Source organism: Aureispira sp. CCB-E (assembly GCF_031326345.1).
Taxonomy (GTDB): Bacteria; Bacteroidota; Bacteroidia; order Chitinophagales; family Saprospiraceae; genus Aureispira.
Genome location: NZ_CP133671.1, coordinates 4,732,552 through 4,749,411 on the forward strand (window position 1 = coordinate 4,732,552; position 16,860 = coordinate 4,749,411).

At 36.6% G+C, this 16,860-nt stretch carries 13 protein-coding genes and 1 riboswitch; of the genes, 4 read left to right on the forward strand and 9 right to left on the reverse strand.

Features of this window, described 5'->3' with window-relative positions:
• Nucleotide 1 precedes the first annotated feature (1 nt).
• Nucleotides 2-391: a hypothetical protein gene (locus QP953_RS18275; protein WP_156039682.1), complete on the reverse strand. Its 390-nt coding sequence runs from the start codon at nt 389-391 to the stop codon at nt 2-4.
• A gap of 271 nt (nt 392-662) precedes the next feature.
• On the reverse strand, nt 663-2,471 hold the full coding sequence (locus tag QP953_RS18280; RefSeq protein ID WP_309552270.1) for an acetate/propionate family kinase: 1,809 nt from the start codon (nt 2,469-2,471) through the stop codon (nt 663-665).
• Nucleotides 2,472-3,036: 565 nt separating this feature from the next.
• Here QP953_RS18280 and QP953_RS18285 point away from each other — a divergent pair.
• Nucleotides 3,037-3,885 carry a leucine-rich repeat domain-containing protein gene (locus tag QP953_RS18285; RefSeq protein ID WP_309552271.1) on the forward strand — a complete coding sequence of 283 codons (849 nt, stop codon included), beginning with the start codon at nt 3,037-3,039 and terminating at the stop codon, nt 3,883-3,885.
• A gap of 98 nt (nt 3,886-3,983) precedes the next feature.
• Here QP953_RS18285 and QP953_RS18290 read toward each other — a convergent pair whose 3' ends face one another.
• From QP953_RS18290 to QP953_RS18320, 7 genes are all read right to left on the reverse strand, one after another.
• Nucleotides 3,984-5,336, reverse strand: a complete 1,353-nt coding sequence (locus tag QP953_RS18290; RefSeq protein ID WP_309552272.1) for a T9SS type A sorting domain-containing protein — start codon at nt 5,334-5,336, stop codon at nt 3,984-3,986.
• A 124-nt stretch (nt 5,337-5,460) separates the two neighbouring features.
• Complete coding sequence (locus QP953_RS18295; RefSeq protein WP_309552274.1) at nt 5,461-7,848, reverse strand: aldehyde dehydrogenase family protein; 2,388 nt, start codon at nt 7,846-7,848, stop codon at nt 5,461-5,463.
• Between the two features lie 60 nt (nt 7,849-7,908).
• Nucleotides 7,909-8,904 (reverse strand): deoxyribose-phosphate aldolase, encoded by a 996-nt coding sequence (deoC, locus tag QP953_RS18300; RefSeq protein ID WP_309552276.1) that lies wholly within the window; start codon nt 8,902-8,904, stop codon nt 7,909-7,911.
• A 205-nt stretch (nt 8,905-9,109) separates the two neighbouring features.
• Nucleotides 9,110-10,132 carry a PhoH family protein gene (locus tag QP953_RS18305; protein WP_052594350.1) on the reverse strand — a complete coding sequence of 341 codons (1,023 nt, stop codon included), beginning with the start codon at nt 10,130-10,132 and terminating at the stop codon, nt 9,110-9,112.
• 351 nt (nt 10,133-10,483) lie between these two features.
• Nucleotides 10,484-11,122 carry an FISUMP domain-containing protein gene (locus QP953_RS18310; protein ID WP_052594352.1) on the reverse strand — a complete coding sequence of 213 codons (639 nt, stop codon included), beginning with the start codon at nt 11,120-11,122 and terminating at the stop codon, nt 10,484-10,486.
• Nucleotides 11,123-11,242: 120 nt separating this feature from the next.
• Nucleotides 11,243-11,395 (reverse strand): DUF2256 domain-containing protein, encoded by a 153-nt coding sequence (locus QP953_RS18315; protein ID WP_072010989.1) that lies wholly within the window; start codon nt 11,393-11,395, stop codon nt 11,243-11,245.
• 648 nt (nt 11,396-12,043) lie between these two features.
• On the reverse strand, nt 12,044-13,456 hold the full coding sequence (locus tag QP953_RS18320) for a hypothetical protein (RefSeq protein WP_309552278.1): 1,413 nt from the start codon (nt 13,454-13,456) through the stop codon (nt 12,044-12,046).
• A gap of 430 nt (nt 13,457-13,886) precedes the next feature.
• Between QP953_RS18320 and QP953_RS18325 the strand changes: the two genes are divergently transcribed.
• The 3 genes from QP953_RS18325 to thiC all read left to right on the forward strand — a co-directional run bounded on the left by QP953_RS18325 (nt 13,887) and on the right by thiC (nt 16,788).
• Nucleotides 13,887-14,387: a hypothetical protein gene (locus tag QP953_RS18325; RefSeq protein WP_052594357.1), complete on the forward strand. Its 501-nt coding sequence runs from the start codon at nt 13,887-13,889 to the stop codon at nt 14,385-14,387.
• A 126-nt stretch (nt 14,388-14,513) separates the two neighbouring features.
• A riboswitch (TPP riboswitch) is annotated at nt 14,514-14,608 on the forward strand.
• A 72-nt stretch (nt 14,609-14,680) separates the two neighbouring features.
• Complete coding sequence (gene thiS / locus QP953_RS18330; protein WP_052594359.1) at nt 14,681-14,884, forward strand: sulfur carrier protein ThiS; 204 nt, start codon at nt 14,681-14,683, stop codon at nt 14,882-14,884.
• A 35-nt stretch (nt 14,885-14,919) separates the two neighbouring features.
• Nucleotides 14,920-16,788 carry a phosphomethylpyrimidine synthase ThiC gene (gene thiC / locus QP953_RS18335; protein WP_309552281.1) on the forward strand — a complete coding sequence of 623 codons (1,869 nt, stop codon included), beginning with the start codon at nt 14,920-14,922 and terminating at the stop codon, nt 16,786-16,788.
• The last annotated feature ends 72 nt before the right edge of the window (nt 16,789-16,860 follow it).

Consider the following 16,860-nt stretch of genomic DNA (forward strand, 5'->3'; position numbering starts at 1 on the left):
CTTATCTAGCAAAATCAACATTAGACAATGTCATTTGTTCTCCAGATGCCATATGTTTAAAGCGCATATTGGCAACTTTTACCTTTTCTGTTTTTTCTATTTCATTTTTTGGCAGCGCAAAATCTTTCAGTTCTAACGAACCTGCATATTCGCCATTGGCGTCAAAAATTTCGACTTCAAGAAGATCTAATTGATACTGTTGTGTAATACTTTGATTACTTTTTGCATCGAATAATTCTATCTTTCCTGTGGTTTCATTTAATTTTATAACAATATCTTTAGCCTCTGTTGCTTTTGGAGCTCCCATACTTGGTGCTGCACCTAAATTTTGTCCTAAAACAGAACAAGACATCAATAAGATTAGTGCAAAAACGGATGTTAATAGCCTCATGATTTTTAAATTTAAGGTGTTAAAATTAGTTTGCTATAGGCTCATTATTACATACAAGATAGTACATAATAAAGACAACAACTAATTATCTCAATAAAATTAATCGACTTTTTTCTATATCAGAAGCCAATTAATCCTTAAAAGAACTCAAACATTAGAAAATAAATTAACATTTCAATTGTTTGTACTTATCTTATTGCAATTGTCGTTCCAACTTTCTAAAAGCAAAACAAACAACTGAATTGCAAGCAATTAAAAATAAACAATACGCTTAATGTCTTTTTTTACGTTTAAGAAGGTGAGCACTTCCTTTGGTTTTATTTAACACTCCTTCCGAATACCTAGGCAATTCTGCCGCATTGGCTTCATCCGTATCGATATGCATTTCTAACTTGTATTTGGGTGAAACTCGAACCAATACATTTCCAAAGGTTAATGGTCTCAAACCGTTGCTTACTTCTACATCAACAATATCTTTATCTGCCACGCCAAATACTTGAGCATCTTCAGGAGTCATGTGTATGTGTCGCCAAGCGCAAATAACTCCTTCTGTCATATTATAAACACCTTCAGGACCAATTAGTTTAATACCAGGGGTGTTTTCAACCTTTCCCGACGCTCGAACGGGGGCATCTACTCCTAAGAAAAATTCATCCGTTCTAGAGATTTCCAATTGATTTTTAGGGCGAGTTGGTCCTAGCACACGCACACGTTCTATTTGGTTTTTAGGTCCGACAATTGTTACCTGTTCATTGCAAGCAAACTGCCCTGGCTGAGATAAAGGTGCTTTCTCAGTCAATTCATACCCTTTTCCAAACAAGGCATCTACGGCATCCTGAGTTAAATGAATATGACGCCCAGAAACAGCAATGGGAATCGTTGGAATCGTATTTACCTTTGTTTTTTCTTGTATAATCCGTAGTGCTTCTTGAGCAATTGCATATTGCTCATTAGTCTTAACTGCCAATAGCTTTACACGACTATGATTCATAGAAAAATCTTGCACAGGTTCGTCATCCGATAGCTTTATGTCATGGTTTTTATCTTCATTAATCAAAGCTCCCAAAAAATCGAGACGTTGTGTTGTACGATGTCGAACCACAGGACTATTCTCACCAATACCACCTGTAAATATAATGGCATCAACACCGCCCATTACCGCCGCATAAGCGCCAATATACTTACGTAAACGATGTGTAAATACTTGTAAAGCCAAACGGCAATCCTCGTCTCCATTCGTTGATTTTTCAATAATATCTCTCATATCATTACTCCATCCAGACAATCCAACCAAGCCACTTTTTTTATTCAGCAATTGATCTAAGTCTTTCATAGACATTTCTTCTTCTCTTGCCACATGCAACAAAATACCAGGATCAACATCTCCAGAACGAGTTCCCATAACCAGACCTTCTAAAGGAGTCATTCCCATAGAAGTCTCCACAGAACGTCCATACTCAACAGCCGTCACACTAGCTCCATTTCCCAAATGGCAAGTAATCACCCTTAAAGAATTTAAATCTGCTTGCAAATGTTCTGCTGCCAATTCAGCCACATACTCATGGCTTGTTCCATGAAACCCATAACGACGTAAACCATGCTTTTCTCGAATTTGCTTTGGCAATGCATATTCAACAGCACGTTTGGGCATTGTTTGATGAAAAGAAGTATCAAAAACAGCTACATGAGGCAAGTTGCTAAATACATTTCGAGCTACAGTAATTCCTAATAAATTGACAGGGTTGTGCAACGGAGCCAAGCCACTGACATCCTGTATGGCTTTTTCGACGGTCTCATCAATCAAAACAGGTGTATCAAATTTGTTTCCTCCATGCACAACACGATGCCCAACACCATCTAAGGTATGATTCCCTAAATGTTCTTTAACTAATGGTAAAGCAAAATTTAAAGCAGCTTCATGTCCTACCTCAGGACACTCTAAAGTTGTTTCATTGATGTGAACGAGAGGCTTATCTAAAACTCGCTCTATACTCATGGTCAACAAATTATTTCCAGTTTCTCCATTGATAACGGCAGCTTTTACAGAAGAACTTCCGCAGTTTATTACTAAAATGTTCATTTAAAAGGGTATTTTATATATTTATTGATTTTGGTTTTGAAAAGTAGGTTCTATGCTCATTTATTCAAAGCTTTATAGACTTCAAAGCTACTATATTGACTATAAACTATGCAATACTCATAACATTACTCCGTTGAAACCACGCAGTAGCAGCGCAGCTAAACTTTATTAGTTCATTACATGAGTGCTTCGCAGTTGATTATCAGTAAGATGTCTCTCTATCAACCTTTACACTAAAAGACTGATAATCAAACTAATGCAAAATACTTTTTTATATTTTCACTTCGTGAGCCTACGGGTTCGTAGCAAAACTAAAAAACTAAGCTTGCGCCCTCATGACCAGAGGGAATAATCAACGGAGTATTATCATAAAGTATACTTTAGTAGCTGCACAGTTAATACGATTCTCCAGCAGACTAATGTTTGAACCCCCGTTAATTTAATTATTTTTTTTAGAATAGAAGCATCCTTGTTTGTATCTTTATCTGATTAATTTGAATTTGATCGTGAGCAACATCAATTACTTTCATTTAATTCTTTTCTAAGAAAAAATAATTTGCCAGTTGTGCCAACTCCCAAGGAAAATATACAATTGTTATCCCTCTTAAAAAGTGGTTGTCCTGATAACATCCTTTTAGCGCAAAATATCGCTGTAGCCTTAGGGGTAAATCTGTTGGAATTGCTTCATCCTTATAACAATTTAGTACCGACCCAAACACCTTCGGTAGAAGACTATGTCCAGTTATTTGTGAATACTAAATTGGATTGGTCAAACCTAAACCTTAAACAATTACCACTTAACCTATCCGAGCTTCAATCATTGGAACATATTAATTTATCTAACAATGCTCTAAGTACTCTTTCTTCTCCCTTGACTGATCTGTACAACCTCCAATATTTGAACTTAAATAAAAATAGGCTTCAAGAAATAACCCCCAACTTAGACTTATGGACCAATCTAAAAGCACTTCATTTAGCTGACAATTTATTAACTAAACTACCTAATGCTGTAAAATGTTTACACAATTTACAAGATTTAGATTTATCTAGAAATCAATTACAGACATTACCTGCTACAGTAGAATATTGGACAGAAATACAGCATTTGCATTTAGTCAAAAACGCACTTTTTTATTTGCCTGATGAGATAGCAGGTTGGCAAGCTCTAGAGTTATTAGATCTTTCTTACAATCAAATTTATGAACTTCCTCCTAGTATTGGAATGCTTAAAAACCTTAGACGCCTAGACCTAACCTACAATCCTATTGAGCATTTTCCTGAAGAAATGGCGGCATTAACCCTCCTAGAAGAACTGGTTTTGTATAAAGTTCCCATCTCTGATCAAGAACAACAACGGCTTGCCTCTTTGCTCCCGCACACTAAAATTAAATTCAATTTTGATTATTTTTTTTAGCTGCCCTGTAAATAAAATAGCCAATTGTTGTATGTAACAATTGGCTATTCTTCTTAATCAGCTTGTCAAAACTGATAATCAAAACAATATTTTATTTTTTATTGTTTTACAAAGTTTTTATACCCCTTACCTTTTTCAGTAATTACTTCAATCGTATAAATTCCTTGTGGTAAATTTTCAACAAAAATCACATTTCGATTCGTTGTAATAGTCTCCATGATTTTCCCTTCCATCGTTAAAATACGAATTGTTTCAATGTCTTCTACGCCTTCTACTGTTAATTGATTTTTAACTGGGTTAGGATAAATTGTAATATCGTTGTTTAGTGTAGGAATTTGATCAATCCCTACCGTTAGATCATATTTCACTACATAACAAGTATTAAATTGCTTATACACTAAATATATAACATCATTACTAATAACCATATCCGTATATTCCACACTTCCCATAGCCGGTTGCCCTCCGATCAGATTCCAATTGTTTCCATCAAACCCATAAACCGCTGCGTTTACAGTAGTACTAAATTGAGTTTGAACTGTATAAGGAACACCCGATGAGTTAAACGCTATATTAAGATGCTCAGAAGGTCCTGTTGTAAAACCATCTACACCAACAGCTGTCCATGAAGTTCCTACAAGTTTTCTAACACTAGTTTTAGAACTAACTGTGTTATCTTTATAAGTGATATATAGGTTATCATTTTGATCAAATCCTAAATGAGGTAATTGAGCCAAATTTATATTAGCTCCTATAACGGACCAAGAAGTACCGCTAGTACTTAATTTTCGCGTTCTAATTCTACCTAAACCGTCTACAAAACTAACATGAGGAACTCCTGTGGAAGGAAAAGTTATATTCACATCCTTAGGTACATCATTTGAAGAACCTGAACTTGTATAAAGTGCAGACCCTACATCAACCCATGTTCCCGTAAATTTTTTCACCACTACTTCCAACTGAGGGAAGTTTGCCCCAGATACATAAGCTATATGAGGAACATCAGCATTATCAAATGCCAAACTAGGGTCTTCTGATTGGCTATTATCTATATTAACTGTTCCAACTGGTGCCCAAGTTCCATTCCCATATTTCATCACTGTTACACCATTGCTATTCGGTTGATCGATATAAGCAATGTATAACTCTCCAGCACTATTAATTACCAAATCTAGCTTTTTAGCAGTTCCAGCAGACAGTCCAAGCCCCCCTAGCACTTGCCAAGTTGTTCCATCATACTTTTTAACAAGCGCTTTCCCTCCATATAATGTACTAGAATAAGCAACATAAATAGTATCATTGTATACCTCTATATCATTATAATCCACAGCCGTATTCGTTTCCAAAGCAGGTCCTAGAGTATCCCATTGTGCTGTAGCACTAAAAGAAAAAAGGCTCATAAATGCCCCCCATAAAAACAAGTTTTTAAAAAATGTTAACTTCATTGTCATTGTAATAATTTTTATTTAAAAAAAACATTTTTCCTCGTAACAAAACTCTTTCTTTTTATTGAGAAAATCAAACTTAGTACTATAAAAAACAATTTATAATAAAAACATTACTTAATCTCTCCCTCTATGCCCCATAAGGCACCCAAATATTTTTAATTTGACTAGCCTGTCTCAAGAAAACTTCTCCTTGACCATGCTCAATCGTATACCAATTGCGATACTTCCCATTCGCCACCCAAGTTCGTTTCATATTATCAGCAGAAGCCAACTCAATCATTTTAGAAACTTCTTGATTTCCAAAATACCAAATGCCATCGACATTATCATGTTTTGCCAAGACGCTAGCTAATTCTGCTTGATTTCCAGTAACAATATTTACTGTACCTGCTGGCACATCGGAAGTTTCCAATAGTTGATAAAAATCTGTTGCTAATAAAGGAGCTGTTTCAGAAGGGACAACAACAACATTATTTCCCATTGCTAGAACAGGCATAATCGTAGATACAAAACCTAATAAGGGGGCTTCATTAGGGCATATAACGGCCATTGTTCCGATGGCTTCGGGCATTGCCATAGTGATATTTCTAGAAGTGGTATGATGCACCTGTCCATCATATTTATCAGCCATAGCAGCATAATAATAAATTCGTTCAATCGACAGGTTCACTTCCTCCTCCGCTGCCTCCATACTAACGCTAATAGATTGTGCTATTCGGGTTGCTATCTCTTGCTTTCTATACTCCATATTTTCAGCGAGGAAATAAAGTACTTGTGCTCGTGCATGTCCCGTTTTACTCGCCCAACTATTCGCCTTTGAAGCGGCTTCAACAGCATTTCTAATATCCTTGCGGTTTCCTTCAGAGACATCTCCTATATATACTCCATTTGGATTAAATACTTGAATAGAGTAGCCTCCATCTGGTCGCGTCTGTTTCCCCCCAATATACATTTTTGCCGTTTTATCAATCTTTGGCAAATTATCCAATGTTAAAGATTCTAGTTCTTTTGTCCTAGGTCTTTCAAACGGAACATCGCTAAATGTGTCCTTAACTTTCAAATCCATGTACTCGTATAGTCCTTCTTTTCCTCCTTCACGACCAAAGCCCGACTCACGATACCCTCCAAATCCTGCCGCTGCATCAAAGACATTGGTACAATTTACCCAAACAACCCCAGCCTTGATCTTTGGAGCTACGTCTAACGCTAAATTGATATTATCTGTCCAGATACTAGCTGCCAACCCATATTTCGTATTATTAGCTAATTTAACCGCTTCCTTATGCGTTCTAAATGACATAGCGACGAGAACAGGTCCAAAAATTTCAACTTGCGCCACGGTAGAAGCAGGCTGTACATTCGTTAACAAAGTCGGAGGATAATAAAATCCATCTTTGGGACAAGTGTCTTTTACTTGATACACCTTGCTTCCTTCTTCAATGCCTTGTTGCACTAGTTTGGTGATTGTTTTGAGTTGGGTTCCATCTACTACCGCCCCCATATCTATACACTTATCTAGTGGATCTCCTATTCGCAGCTTTGCCATTCGAGCTTTAATTTTTGCATATAACTTTTCTGCAATGCTTTCTTGAACCAACAGTCTAGAACCAGCACAACACACCTGCCCTTGATTGAACCAAATTGCATCTACAATTCCTTCTACAACAGAATCTAAGTCTGCATCTTCGAATACAATAAACGGAGATTTCCCTCCTAACTCCAACGACAGTTTTTTCCCACTTCCTGCTGTTGCTTTGCGAATAATGCGCCCTACCTCTGTAGATCCAGTAAAAGCAATCTTATCTATATCGGGATGATTAACAATTGCCGCACCAGTATCTCCTTCCCCTGTTACAATATTAACAACTCCCGCTGGCAGACCAATCTGGTCACAAATTTCCGCAAAAAGTAATGCTGTTAAGGAGGTAGATTCTGCTGGCTTGAGCACAACGGTATTCCCCATCGCTAAAGCAGGCGCAATTTTCCAAGCAAGCATTAGCAAAGGAAAATTCCAAGGAATTATTTGACCAATAACCCCAACTTCTTTATATTCCTTTAAATCAGTATCCATCAACTGTGCCCACCCCGCATGATGATAGAAATGGCGGGCAACTAATGGAATATCAATATCCCTAGATTCTCGAATTGGTTTCCCATTGTCCAATGACTCTAAAACCGCAAATAATCTAGCGTGTTTTTGAATTTTGCGTGCCAAAGCATATAAGTATCGAGCCCGCCCATGAGCCCCTAATTTACCCCATTGAGGGAGTGCTTTTTTGGCAGCTTTTACCGCTTTATTAACATCTTTTTCTCCAGCATGTGCTATTTCTCCCAACACCTCTTGATTAGAAGGGTTAACCGTTGGGAAATAAGTTTTAGTAGATGGAGCTTCCCATTTACCATTACAATAATACCCAAATTTATTGTTGTGTGTATTCAACCAATCAAAAGCTGCTTTTGTGCTTTCTGGTGCAGGACCATATTCCATGGTTTCAAATATTTTCTTAATACTCATTGTTTAATTCTACATTTTAATTTAAGCCTTTACATGGTATGCCTAAAACAGTTCAACAATTTAAGCCATTGGATGACGATAAGAAGCCGAGTAACGTCCTGTTACAAAATGCTCTAACTGGCGTTCTATATCTCCCAACAAACTACTGGCACCAAAACGAAACAGGGTATTGTTTAGCCATTCATCTCCCAATTCTTCCTTGACCAAAATCAACCAATTCAAAGCCTGTTTTGCGGTTCGAATACCTCCTGCTGGTTTGAATCCTACCTTGTAGCCTGTTCGTTCATGATAATCGCGAATGGCTCGCAACATTGTCAAACTAACTGGCAAAGTCGCATTTTCAGATTCTTTTCCTGTACTTGTTTTGATAAAATCTGCGCCTGCCATCATACAAACATGACTTGCCTTGGCTATATTGGTCAATGTTGAAAGTTCTCCGGTTGCCAAAATAGCTTTCATATGGGCAGCTCCACAAGCAGCACGCATTTGCTTCATTTCTTGATAAAGTCCTTCCCAATCTCCTGTTAAAACTTGTGCCCGATGAATAACAATATCAATTTCTTCTGCTCCTGCTGCCACCGAAAGTTCGATTTGTTTTAATCGTTCTTTCAACGGAATTAAGCCGGCAGGAAAAGCAGTAGACACAGCGGCAATTGGAATATGACTACCTTTCAAAGCCTTTTTAGCTTCTATTATTAAATTATGATAAACACAAACTGCCCCTGTTGTAATTCCCATTTTTTCCATCCCCATAGCTTCCAACAAATCTTGGCGCACAGGTTGCCTAGCTTTGGCACACAAACGCTGTACATTACTAGGGGTATCATCTCCTGCTAAAGTCGTCAAATCAATACATGTAACCGCTCTTAATAACCAGGCAGCTTGCCATTCTTTTTTGACAGAACGACGGGTGCCTATCGTGGCTGCTCTACGTTCTACGGCACTTCTATTAACATTTAGGCTTCTAACATAATTCATATCCAAAGCAATACCTTCGTTTCTTTGATGTTGAGCAGTCTCTTCTACAGCCTCACGTTTCTTTTTTGTTTTTGCCATTCTTTTGTAAGTAAGTGTTCACGATTATTAGATATAATTTCAGAATGAACAAGATAAGATTTTATATTTAAAAATCAATAGTTCATTATAAATTGCCGCACCTCCTTTCTCCCAAGGCATTTTTTTAAGATCTCTAATCTCATAAAAAAAGTCACTCTGAATTAAATTCCAAAGTGACTTTCTTGTAATTTTTATAGATAAACTATTATTCAGAATCTTTAGCAGAATCTTCGTCTTTTTCCTCAGCTTTTTTTCCTTTTTTGGGAATTGGTTTTGTTTCTGTATGCTTTTCGTAAGCATCAATAATTTGTTTCACCAAACGATGACGCACTACATCTGCACTAGTTAGTTGCAACATACCAATACCATCGATATTTCTTAAAATATTCAAACTCTTAATTAAACCTGACTGCTGCTTGCGAGGTAAATCTATTTGGGACAAATCTCCTGTAATAATACATTTTGCATAAGGTCCCAGACGAGTTAGAAACATCTTTAACTGAGTCTCTGTTGTATTTTGTGCCTCATCCAAAATAATAAAAGAATTATCCAACGTACGACCACGCATAAATGCCAATGGCGCTACTTCAATTACTCTATTTTGCATATACAACGCCAACTTATCGGGTGGAATCATATCATCTAGTGCATCGTAGAGAGGACGCAAATAAGGATCAATTTTGTCTTTTAAATCCCCTGGCAAATATCCCAAGTTTTCGCCAGCCTCTACAGCTGGTCGTGTCAAGATAATTCGACTTACAATACCCAATTTTAAAGCACGAACGGCTAAGGCTACAGCCGTATAGGTTTTTCCTGTTCCAGCTGGTCCAATAGCAAACAAGATATCGTTTTCGTTCGAAAGTTCGACTAACTTTTTTTGATTCTGAGTCCTTGGCAAAATGGGTTTTCCATTTCGACCATGTACAATAATATTTTTGCTGTCTTTCTTTACCTTGGTAAGAAACGGATTTTCTCCACTTAAAATATCTTTGATATTAGCCTTGCTCAATTCTCCGTACTGGCGAAGCATCTTGGTCATCATTTCCAATTTCCCCTTAACCTCTTGTACACGCTTTTTTTCTCCATTCAATTTGACCATTCCTCCTCTAGAAGTAATTGTTACGTCAGGATAAGCTTTGCGCACAGCATTAAGGTTATTATCATTTTGACCATAAAAAGCAACCAAATCTAAATCTTCAATAAGTAATACTACTTCGCTTAAACTCATGTGTATGTTTTAGTGTGATAACAATAGTTCACTTGTTCTTGTTTAGAAAATCATATAGAATTCTCTTATTTAAGTACACTTCAAATACAATCTAAAAAATAACAAACAAACTATTCTAATAAATTAAGCCCATTTAACATTAGGTGGTATTTCATGGCTCAATTTACATTTAGTACGCTAATTTTACAATTTTTATAGGAAGAAGGTTCCCAAGATTAAAATTTAACTTTCTACAAAATTGCATTTTTTTAACCACAACAAATTACATCCTTTATTGCAAACACCAATAGCCACCTGATTATCAACAATAAGCCCCTACTTCTTTCAGAAGTACTATATTTTCACGATATTTTAGTTCAACACACAACGACAAGAATTATAATCTGATTTTTTTCCTTCTGAGCGGTTAATTTTTTTGTTGTCAATCGCTAACTCTCTAACCCATGCAGACTCAGCACCAGCTTCTGTAGCAGTCCAAAAGCGAGTTTTTTCTTTCAAACCTTGATACGTTCCGTCAGAATATCCAGCAGGCAACACTCTAAACGAAATTGGCGTATAAGTTTTCTTACCTTTTTGCCACTGAGTCGAAGATTTTAAATATTCGCCTGCTTCTTCGCCTCTCCAGCCTGTTTTATTTAATTCTTCAGTAGTTACTCCGATTGCTTTTTCTAGATTTTTCCAATCTTCATCTGTCGCCAGATGCCATCCCTCTGGACAAGCACCATTCGCTTGCTCATAATTGTATAAGACACCATATTCTACTCCCAAAGAAATAGGATCTTTGACAACTCCAGGAACTTCATAACGAAGGTTTTGTGTCATCCAAACATCATCACAAACTGTTACTGTTGAATAGCGGCTTCCATCTCTAGGATCTACTAAAGTACCATATACCAAAGAACAGTCAATCACTTTTTGACTTTTTCCACAACTCCCTACAAGATTGCTTATTATGAGGCAAAACACAATCCCGATTACAATGTTTTTCATGCTTTTTATTTATTTAAATGGTTCATTGATTGCTTGCATATTTTGGGGCAACAGTCTACTTGTTAATTAATATTGAAACTATGCATTTTTTCTAATTGGTTAGATTTTGTTGTGTACCGACTATTGTTTCGAAGACTCTTTGCGACATTTTTTACTACAATACTTTACTTCATCCCAACATTTTTCCCATTTTTTACGCCACAAGAAAGGTCGTTTACAAACAATACAAATTTTTTCTGGTAAGTTTGTTTTAGAATATTTTTTCGGCTTCATAAAGTATCTATTTAGTCTTTTTACAACTCCCCATCACTAAAATATTTTATAATTCACTCTACCAGCACTCTCAGCTTTTGAAACAGCTAGATAGACGACAAAAGTACCATTTTCACTTTATTTCTGCAATCACAAAAATCAAAATTTATCAGTTTTTTTTATCCACATCACTTATTAATTAGGAAAACGATAATCTCATAATTGTACGATTGTAGCGATCGTTTGTATAGTAATCTCAAATCCTTTAGAATGGCTTCTTTTATTAATTTTTAGAGCACCTAAGACTAAGACTTCAAATCTAATACAAAATACGATTTACCCTAATTTTATTTCCTTAGTTATTTTATAAACCTCAAGCTATACTCTGCATAAATATCCGATAGTGAGCAAGATGCAAGATCTCCCTCTCATCAGTTATTATACATTAACATTGAGGAACAAAATTTATCAAAAAAAGTTGTCCTCTCTTTTCTGCACTCTACTTCTTATTACCATTTTTTATCGACTAAGTAGATTCCTCATCAATTGTCTATAAAAACAAAACCTATAGTTAGTGACCAAAAGGTGTCTACTAACCATAGGTTTGTTTTTTCTTAAAAGTGCGCAATTACAGTCCATTTACAATCTCGCACTGTTGCAATTACAATCTTATTGGGAGGCTCCCATTGTTGATAGTAGTTCAGCATCATTATTAATAGAAAGAATCAAAATACAAGTGGCTGTACAAAAAGAAGGACTTGTAATACAATGGTGTCCATTCCAACTACCATCAGCATTTTGAATAGCCAACATCTTAGCAGAAACATTATCATACCATTTTTTCCAGCTATCATCACCCCCTACAACCATAGATTCTCCAGTTTGCAAAAAGCTGATAAATTCTTCCCCTCCATTATTACCAAAGCCATTCATAACACGAGCTGTTTGCGCTTCTTCTTTAGCCGATTCATAGACTTGATAAGAAGTATTCATCTTAACTGCTTCATCCTTACTATACCCCAAATCAACCAAAGTTTCTGTTGTTACAGGAGCATTGCTAGGTATTTTTTTCTCTTTTTTCGCTTGTGCCACTTCCTCTCTAACTTTCCGAGCATTTTTAGCACTTGCTCGCACGGAACTAGACATAGAGTATAACATAATTCCCGCTCCATCCTCTGTCTTTGCCGCACCTGTTGAAGGGTCATAATTTTCTTCTTGATACTCTTTCGCCTTTCTTAACTTTTCTTGATCAACACCTGCTCCATTCATTTCAGCTGCTTCTAGTGCTGCATTTGCCATAGAAGACTGCAAAACACCTGCCCAACTTCCTCCAGCTGTTCTCCCCTTTTCATCTTGCGTATTTTGGATTTTTTGTACACATATATCCAAACCATGTTTAATTGGAGCTACTAAAACGTGGTCTTTTTCGGTTTTGGTTAATAAATTAGAAAAGAATTGAGCTGTAATAACAGCATCTATATTTTGTCCCAATTTACTCTGAATTTGAGTTCCTCTCTTCGTGGTTATAAATGCATCTTTTTCGGTTTCTTCTATCTCTTTGAGTAGATATTTGGTTGCTTTCACCAAAGACGCAGCATATTGCCCTTCTGTCAATGTATTTCCAGTACGCAAAAGCGCCATTGCCACCATAGAAGTCGTTGCAGGGTCTGTTTTAACAGCATGTGGGTCTCGAATTTGTTGCATAGACCCTAATCCAGCTCCCCAACCTCCATTTTCATGTTGTGCTTTTATTGTCCATTTTAAACTTTTGTCCAGAGCCGATTTTATATTTTTTGGTGTTTTATATTCTAAAAAACCTTCGGCAGACTCTTCTTTAAAAATAGTCCTAAAGACACAGCCTTTTGCTACAGGTGCTTCCAAAGAATTTAGTTTGGCTTGAATAACAGAGTGGTCATAAGCTGTTTTGGTGCAGCATTTTTTTTGAGGAGACTGATTAATATTTTTTGTGGTGATGGTGGAGGTGGTGGTTGGTGTGCTTGCATTTTTTGTGGAAGTATACTGACAACTTGCTAGACTCAATAGACCAACAACGGACAGTACGAGATTTCTTTTATAAAGCATCTTGTTTTAATTTTTAGCAGCTTGCCGCATTGAATCAATCTATAAGGCAAGCCATTCTTTTAAAATCATATTTGGGCAACAGTCAATGCGTCCACCTTCTGTGCACTTTCAATTGGATAGATGCTGTATTTCATCAAAAAGTTGGCTTTCTTAATTGTTAAAAACTGTTAATAATACAATTTTGGATGCCCTCTATTTTTTATTATTTCAAATTTCTTATCTATTTTTTTGCCCCACCACCTTCCACATTCACAATATTATGTATATATTTATAATTATCATTTCGGAACTATCCTGAATAGAATGTTCGGTAGGTATTTAGACAATTTTCAGCATAGTTTTGATCCTAATACCCCACTTGTATTCCCCTTCGATACCGTATTTAGAAGCGTCTCCATTCTTTAAATTATCACAGCCAAAAAGACCTAATATGACAAGCTTTAGAATAAGACCTCGATTTAGATTTACAACAAAATCTAGCCCTGCACAAATCAAAAGAGAGATGGAAGAAAAACTCAAAACAAGCCACGAAAGTTTTACATTTAAATCTGTCAAAGGGCATTTTATCGTACGAATAAAAGGAGGCGAAAAACACTACTGGTCACCTCATTTGCATATAGAATTTGAACAATTGTCTGATGGAAAAACCCTCATTAGAGGGCTCTATGGTCCCAATCCTAATATTTGGACACTTTTTGCACTTTCTTATGGCGCTATCTTATTATCCATTCTTTTTGTTGGAATTTATGAAGGCTGTCAATACAATTTAGGAATCATTACTTCTTTTTCTTGGGCGATACCAATTTTATTTGGAACAGGGATTTTAATGTACTTAATTAGTCAATTGGGTCAGAAACTAGGTGCTGAACAAACATTTGCATTACACCATTTTTTGGAAGACGCCCTACACCAACACATTGATATTCAATAACAATTATTTTAAAAAAACTTTGTAGTACGTTTCAAGTTTACCAACAACGCTTGCTGATATCCTCCTGTAGCAAATTGAAAAACCATCATAAGGAGTACCTTCCTTATCTTTTTTTTACTAACTTTGTTTTAGCTTTAGGGGTGTGCTTGTAATTGCACTGAGAAAGACCCTTATTACCTGATACAGTTCGTACTGTCGTAGGGAAAAGTTGCACTACTATAAGAAGTTTTCTATAGTCGCCGCTCTATTGTCTTTCCTCTCCTTTTTTATTGAATAATTTACTTTGTAAGCATATGATAATTTGGGTCAACCAAAAAGAGCATACTTATGATGCTCCTTTGACATTAATCAACTTAGTAAAACAACTGGGTAAAGCCAACAAAACGGGAATTGCTATCGCTGTAAACAATACAGTTATTCCCAAAAACAATTGGACAGAACTCTTGTTGAAAGAGCAAGATAAAGTAACCATCATAACTGCCACACAAGGGGGCTAGTGTTAACACCCGATATAGGGTCTAAAATTGAGATTATGAAAAAAGATAAAATTCCAAGTGAAGGCATTATTACGAAAGATCCATTTCCAGCCTCGAAAAAGATCTATGTAAAAGGAAAAATTCATGATATAGAAGTTGCTATGCGTGAAATCACCTTGGAAGACACTGTTCACAAAGGAACGGGTAAAGTAGAAAAAAATACTCCTGTAACAGTCTATGACACGAGTGGTCCTTATACCGATTCTACTATTAACATTGACATTACTAAAGGTATCAAACGTTTGCGTGAACAATGGATTTTGGATCGTGGTGACGTAGAATATTTGGACAGCATTAGTTCTAAATATGGTCAAGAACGTCTAGAAGACGACAGCTTGGATCACTTGCGCTTCCCTTCTTTACAACACAAACCACTTCGTGCTAAAAAAGGATGCAATGTCTCTCAAATGCATTATGCCAAGAAAGGTATTATTACTCCCGAAATGGAATACATTGCTATTCGAGAAAATCAACGTAGAGATGAGTTGATGCAACAAGGCGTTGACTTCAAACAACACCCTGGTCAAAGCTTCGGAGCCAATATTCCAACAGGTTTTATTACGCCTGAATTTGTTCGAGATGAAATCGCTGCAGGACGTGCTATTATTCCTAATAATATCAATCATCCTGAATCCGAACCCATGATTATTGGGCGCAATTTCTTAGTAAAAATCAATGCTAATATTGGTAACTCTGCTGTTACATCAAGTATTGCCGAAGAAGTAGAAAAAGCGGTTTGGGCTTGTCGTTGGGGAGCTGATACCATTATGGATTTGTCTACAGGGCAAAACATCCACGAAACAAGAGAATGGATTATTCGCAACTCTCCTGTTCCAATTGGTACCGTACCGATTTATCAAGCTTTGGAAAAAGTAAATGGTAAAGCAGAAGATTTGACTTGGGAAATATTTAGAGATACATTAATTGAACAAGCCGAGCAGGGGGTTTCTTATTTTACAATTCATGCTGGTGTTTTGTTGCGTTATGTACCACTGACAGCAGATCGTATTACAGGGATTGTTTCTAGAGGTGGGTCGATTATGGCCAAATGGTGTTTGTCTCATCACAAAGAAAACTTCCTATACACGCATTTCGAGGATATTTGTGAAATTATGAAAGCCTATGATGTTGCCTTTTCTTTAGGAGATGGCTTGCGTCCAGGTTGTTTGGCAGATGCCAATGATGCTGCTCAATTTGGAGAGTTAGAAACATTGGGAGAGTTGACAAAAATTGCTTGGAAACACGATATTCAAGTAATGATCGAAGGTCCTGGTCATGTTCCAATGCAATTGATTAAAGAAAATATGGACAAACAATTAAGAGATTGTTTTGAGGCTCCATTCTATACATTGGGTCCTTTGACAACTGATATTGCTCCTGGTTATGACCATATTACTTCTGCTATTGGTGCAGCTCAAATTGGTTGGTACGGAACAGCAATGCTTTGTTATGTAACCCCTAAAGAACACTTAGGATTACCCAACAAAAAAGATGTCAAAGATGGTGTTATTACCTATAAAATTGCTGCACACGCAGCTGATTTGGCAAAAGGACACCCAGGTTCTCAGCACCGTGACAATGCCTTGAGTAAAGCTCGTTTTGAATTCCGTTGGAACGATCAGTTTAATCTATCACTAGATCCAGATACTGCACGAGAATATCATGACGAAACACTTCCAGCAGAAGGGGCAAAAATCGCTCATTTCTGTTCGATGTGTGGTCCTAAATTCTGTTCTATGAAAATCACACAAGAAGTTCGTGACTACGCTGCGGGATTAAAAGCCGATGAAGCTGCTGCACTACAAAAAGGTATGGATGAAAAATCTCAAGAGTTTATTGATCAAGGTTCAGAAATTTATAGTTAATCAATACAATAGATAGCATAGATTCTATCCTAAAAAAATAGTTGAATGAGTCATTCTATAACAAGTAGAGTG

Coding starts and splice junctions, on each gene's coding strand:
- QP953_RS18295 (WP_309552274.1), bottom strand. CDS start 7,848: ATGAGTATTAAGAAAATATTTGAAACCATGGAATATGGTCCTGCACCA.
- QP953_RS18325 (WP_052594357.1), top strand. CDS start 13,887: ATGACAAGCTTTAGAATAAGACCTCGATTTAGATTTACAACAAAATCT.
- QP953_RS18315 (WP_072010989.1), bottom strand. CDS start 11,395: ATGAAGCCGAAAAAATATTCTAAAACAAACTTACCAGAAAAAATTTGT.
- QP953_RS18275 (WP_156039682.1), bottom strand. CDS start 391: ATGAGGCTATTAACATCCGTTTTTGCACTAATCTTATTGATGTCTTGT.
- QP953_RS18310 (WP_052594352.1), bottom strand. CDS start 11,122: ATGAAAAACATTGTAATCGGGATTGTGTTTTGCCTCATAATAAGCAAT.
- QP953_RS18305 (WP_052594350.1), bottom strand. CDS start 10,132: ATGAGTTTAAGCGAAGTAGTATTACTTATTGAAGATTTAGATTTGGTT.
- QP953_RS18320 (WP_309552278.1), bottom strand. CDS start 13,456: ATGCTTTATAAAAGAAATCTCGTACTGTCCGTTGTTGGTCTATTGAGT.
- thiS (WP_052594359.1), top strand. CDS start 14,681: ATGATAATTTGGGTCAACCAAAAAGAGCATACTTATGATGCTCCTTTG.
- QP953_RS18280 (WP_309552270.1), bottom strand. CDS start 2,471: ATGAACATTTTAGTAATAAACTGCGGAAGTTCTTCTGTAAAAGCTGCC.
- thiC (WP_309552281.1), top strand. CDS start 14,920: ATGAAAAAAGATAAAATTCCAAGTGAAGGCATTATTACGAAAGATCCA.
- deoC (WP_309552276.1), bottom strand. CDS start 8,904: ATGGCAAAAACAAAAAAGAAACGTGAGGCTGTAGAAGAGACTGCTCAA.
- QP953_RS18290 (WP_309552272.1), bottom strand. CDS start 5,336: ATGACAATGAAGTTAACATTTTTTAAAAACTTGTTTTTATGGGGGGCA.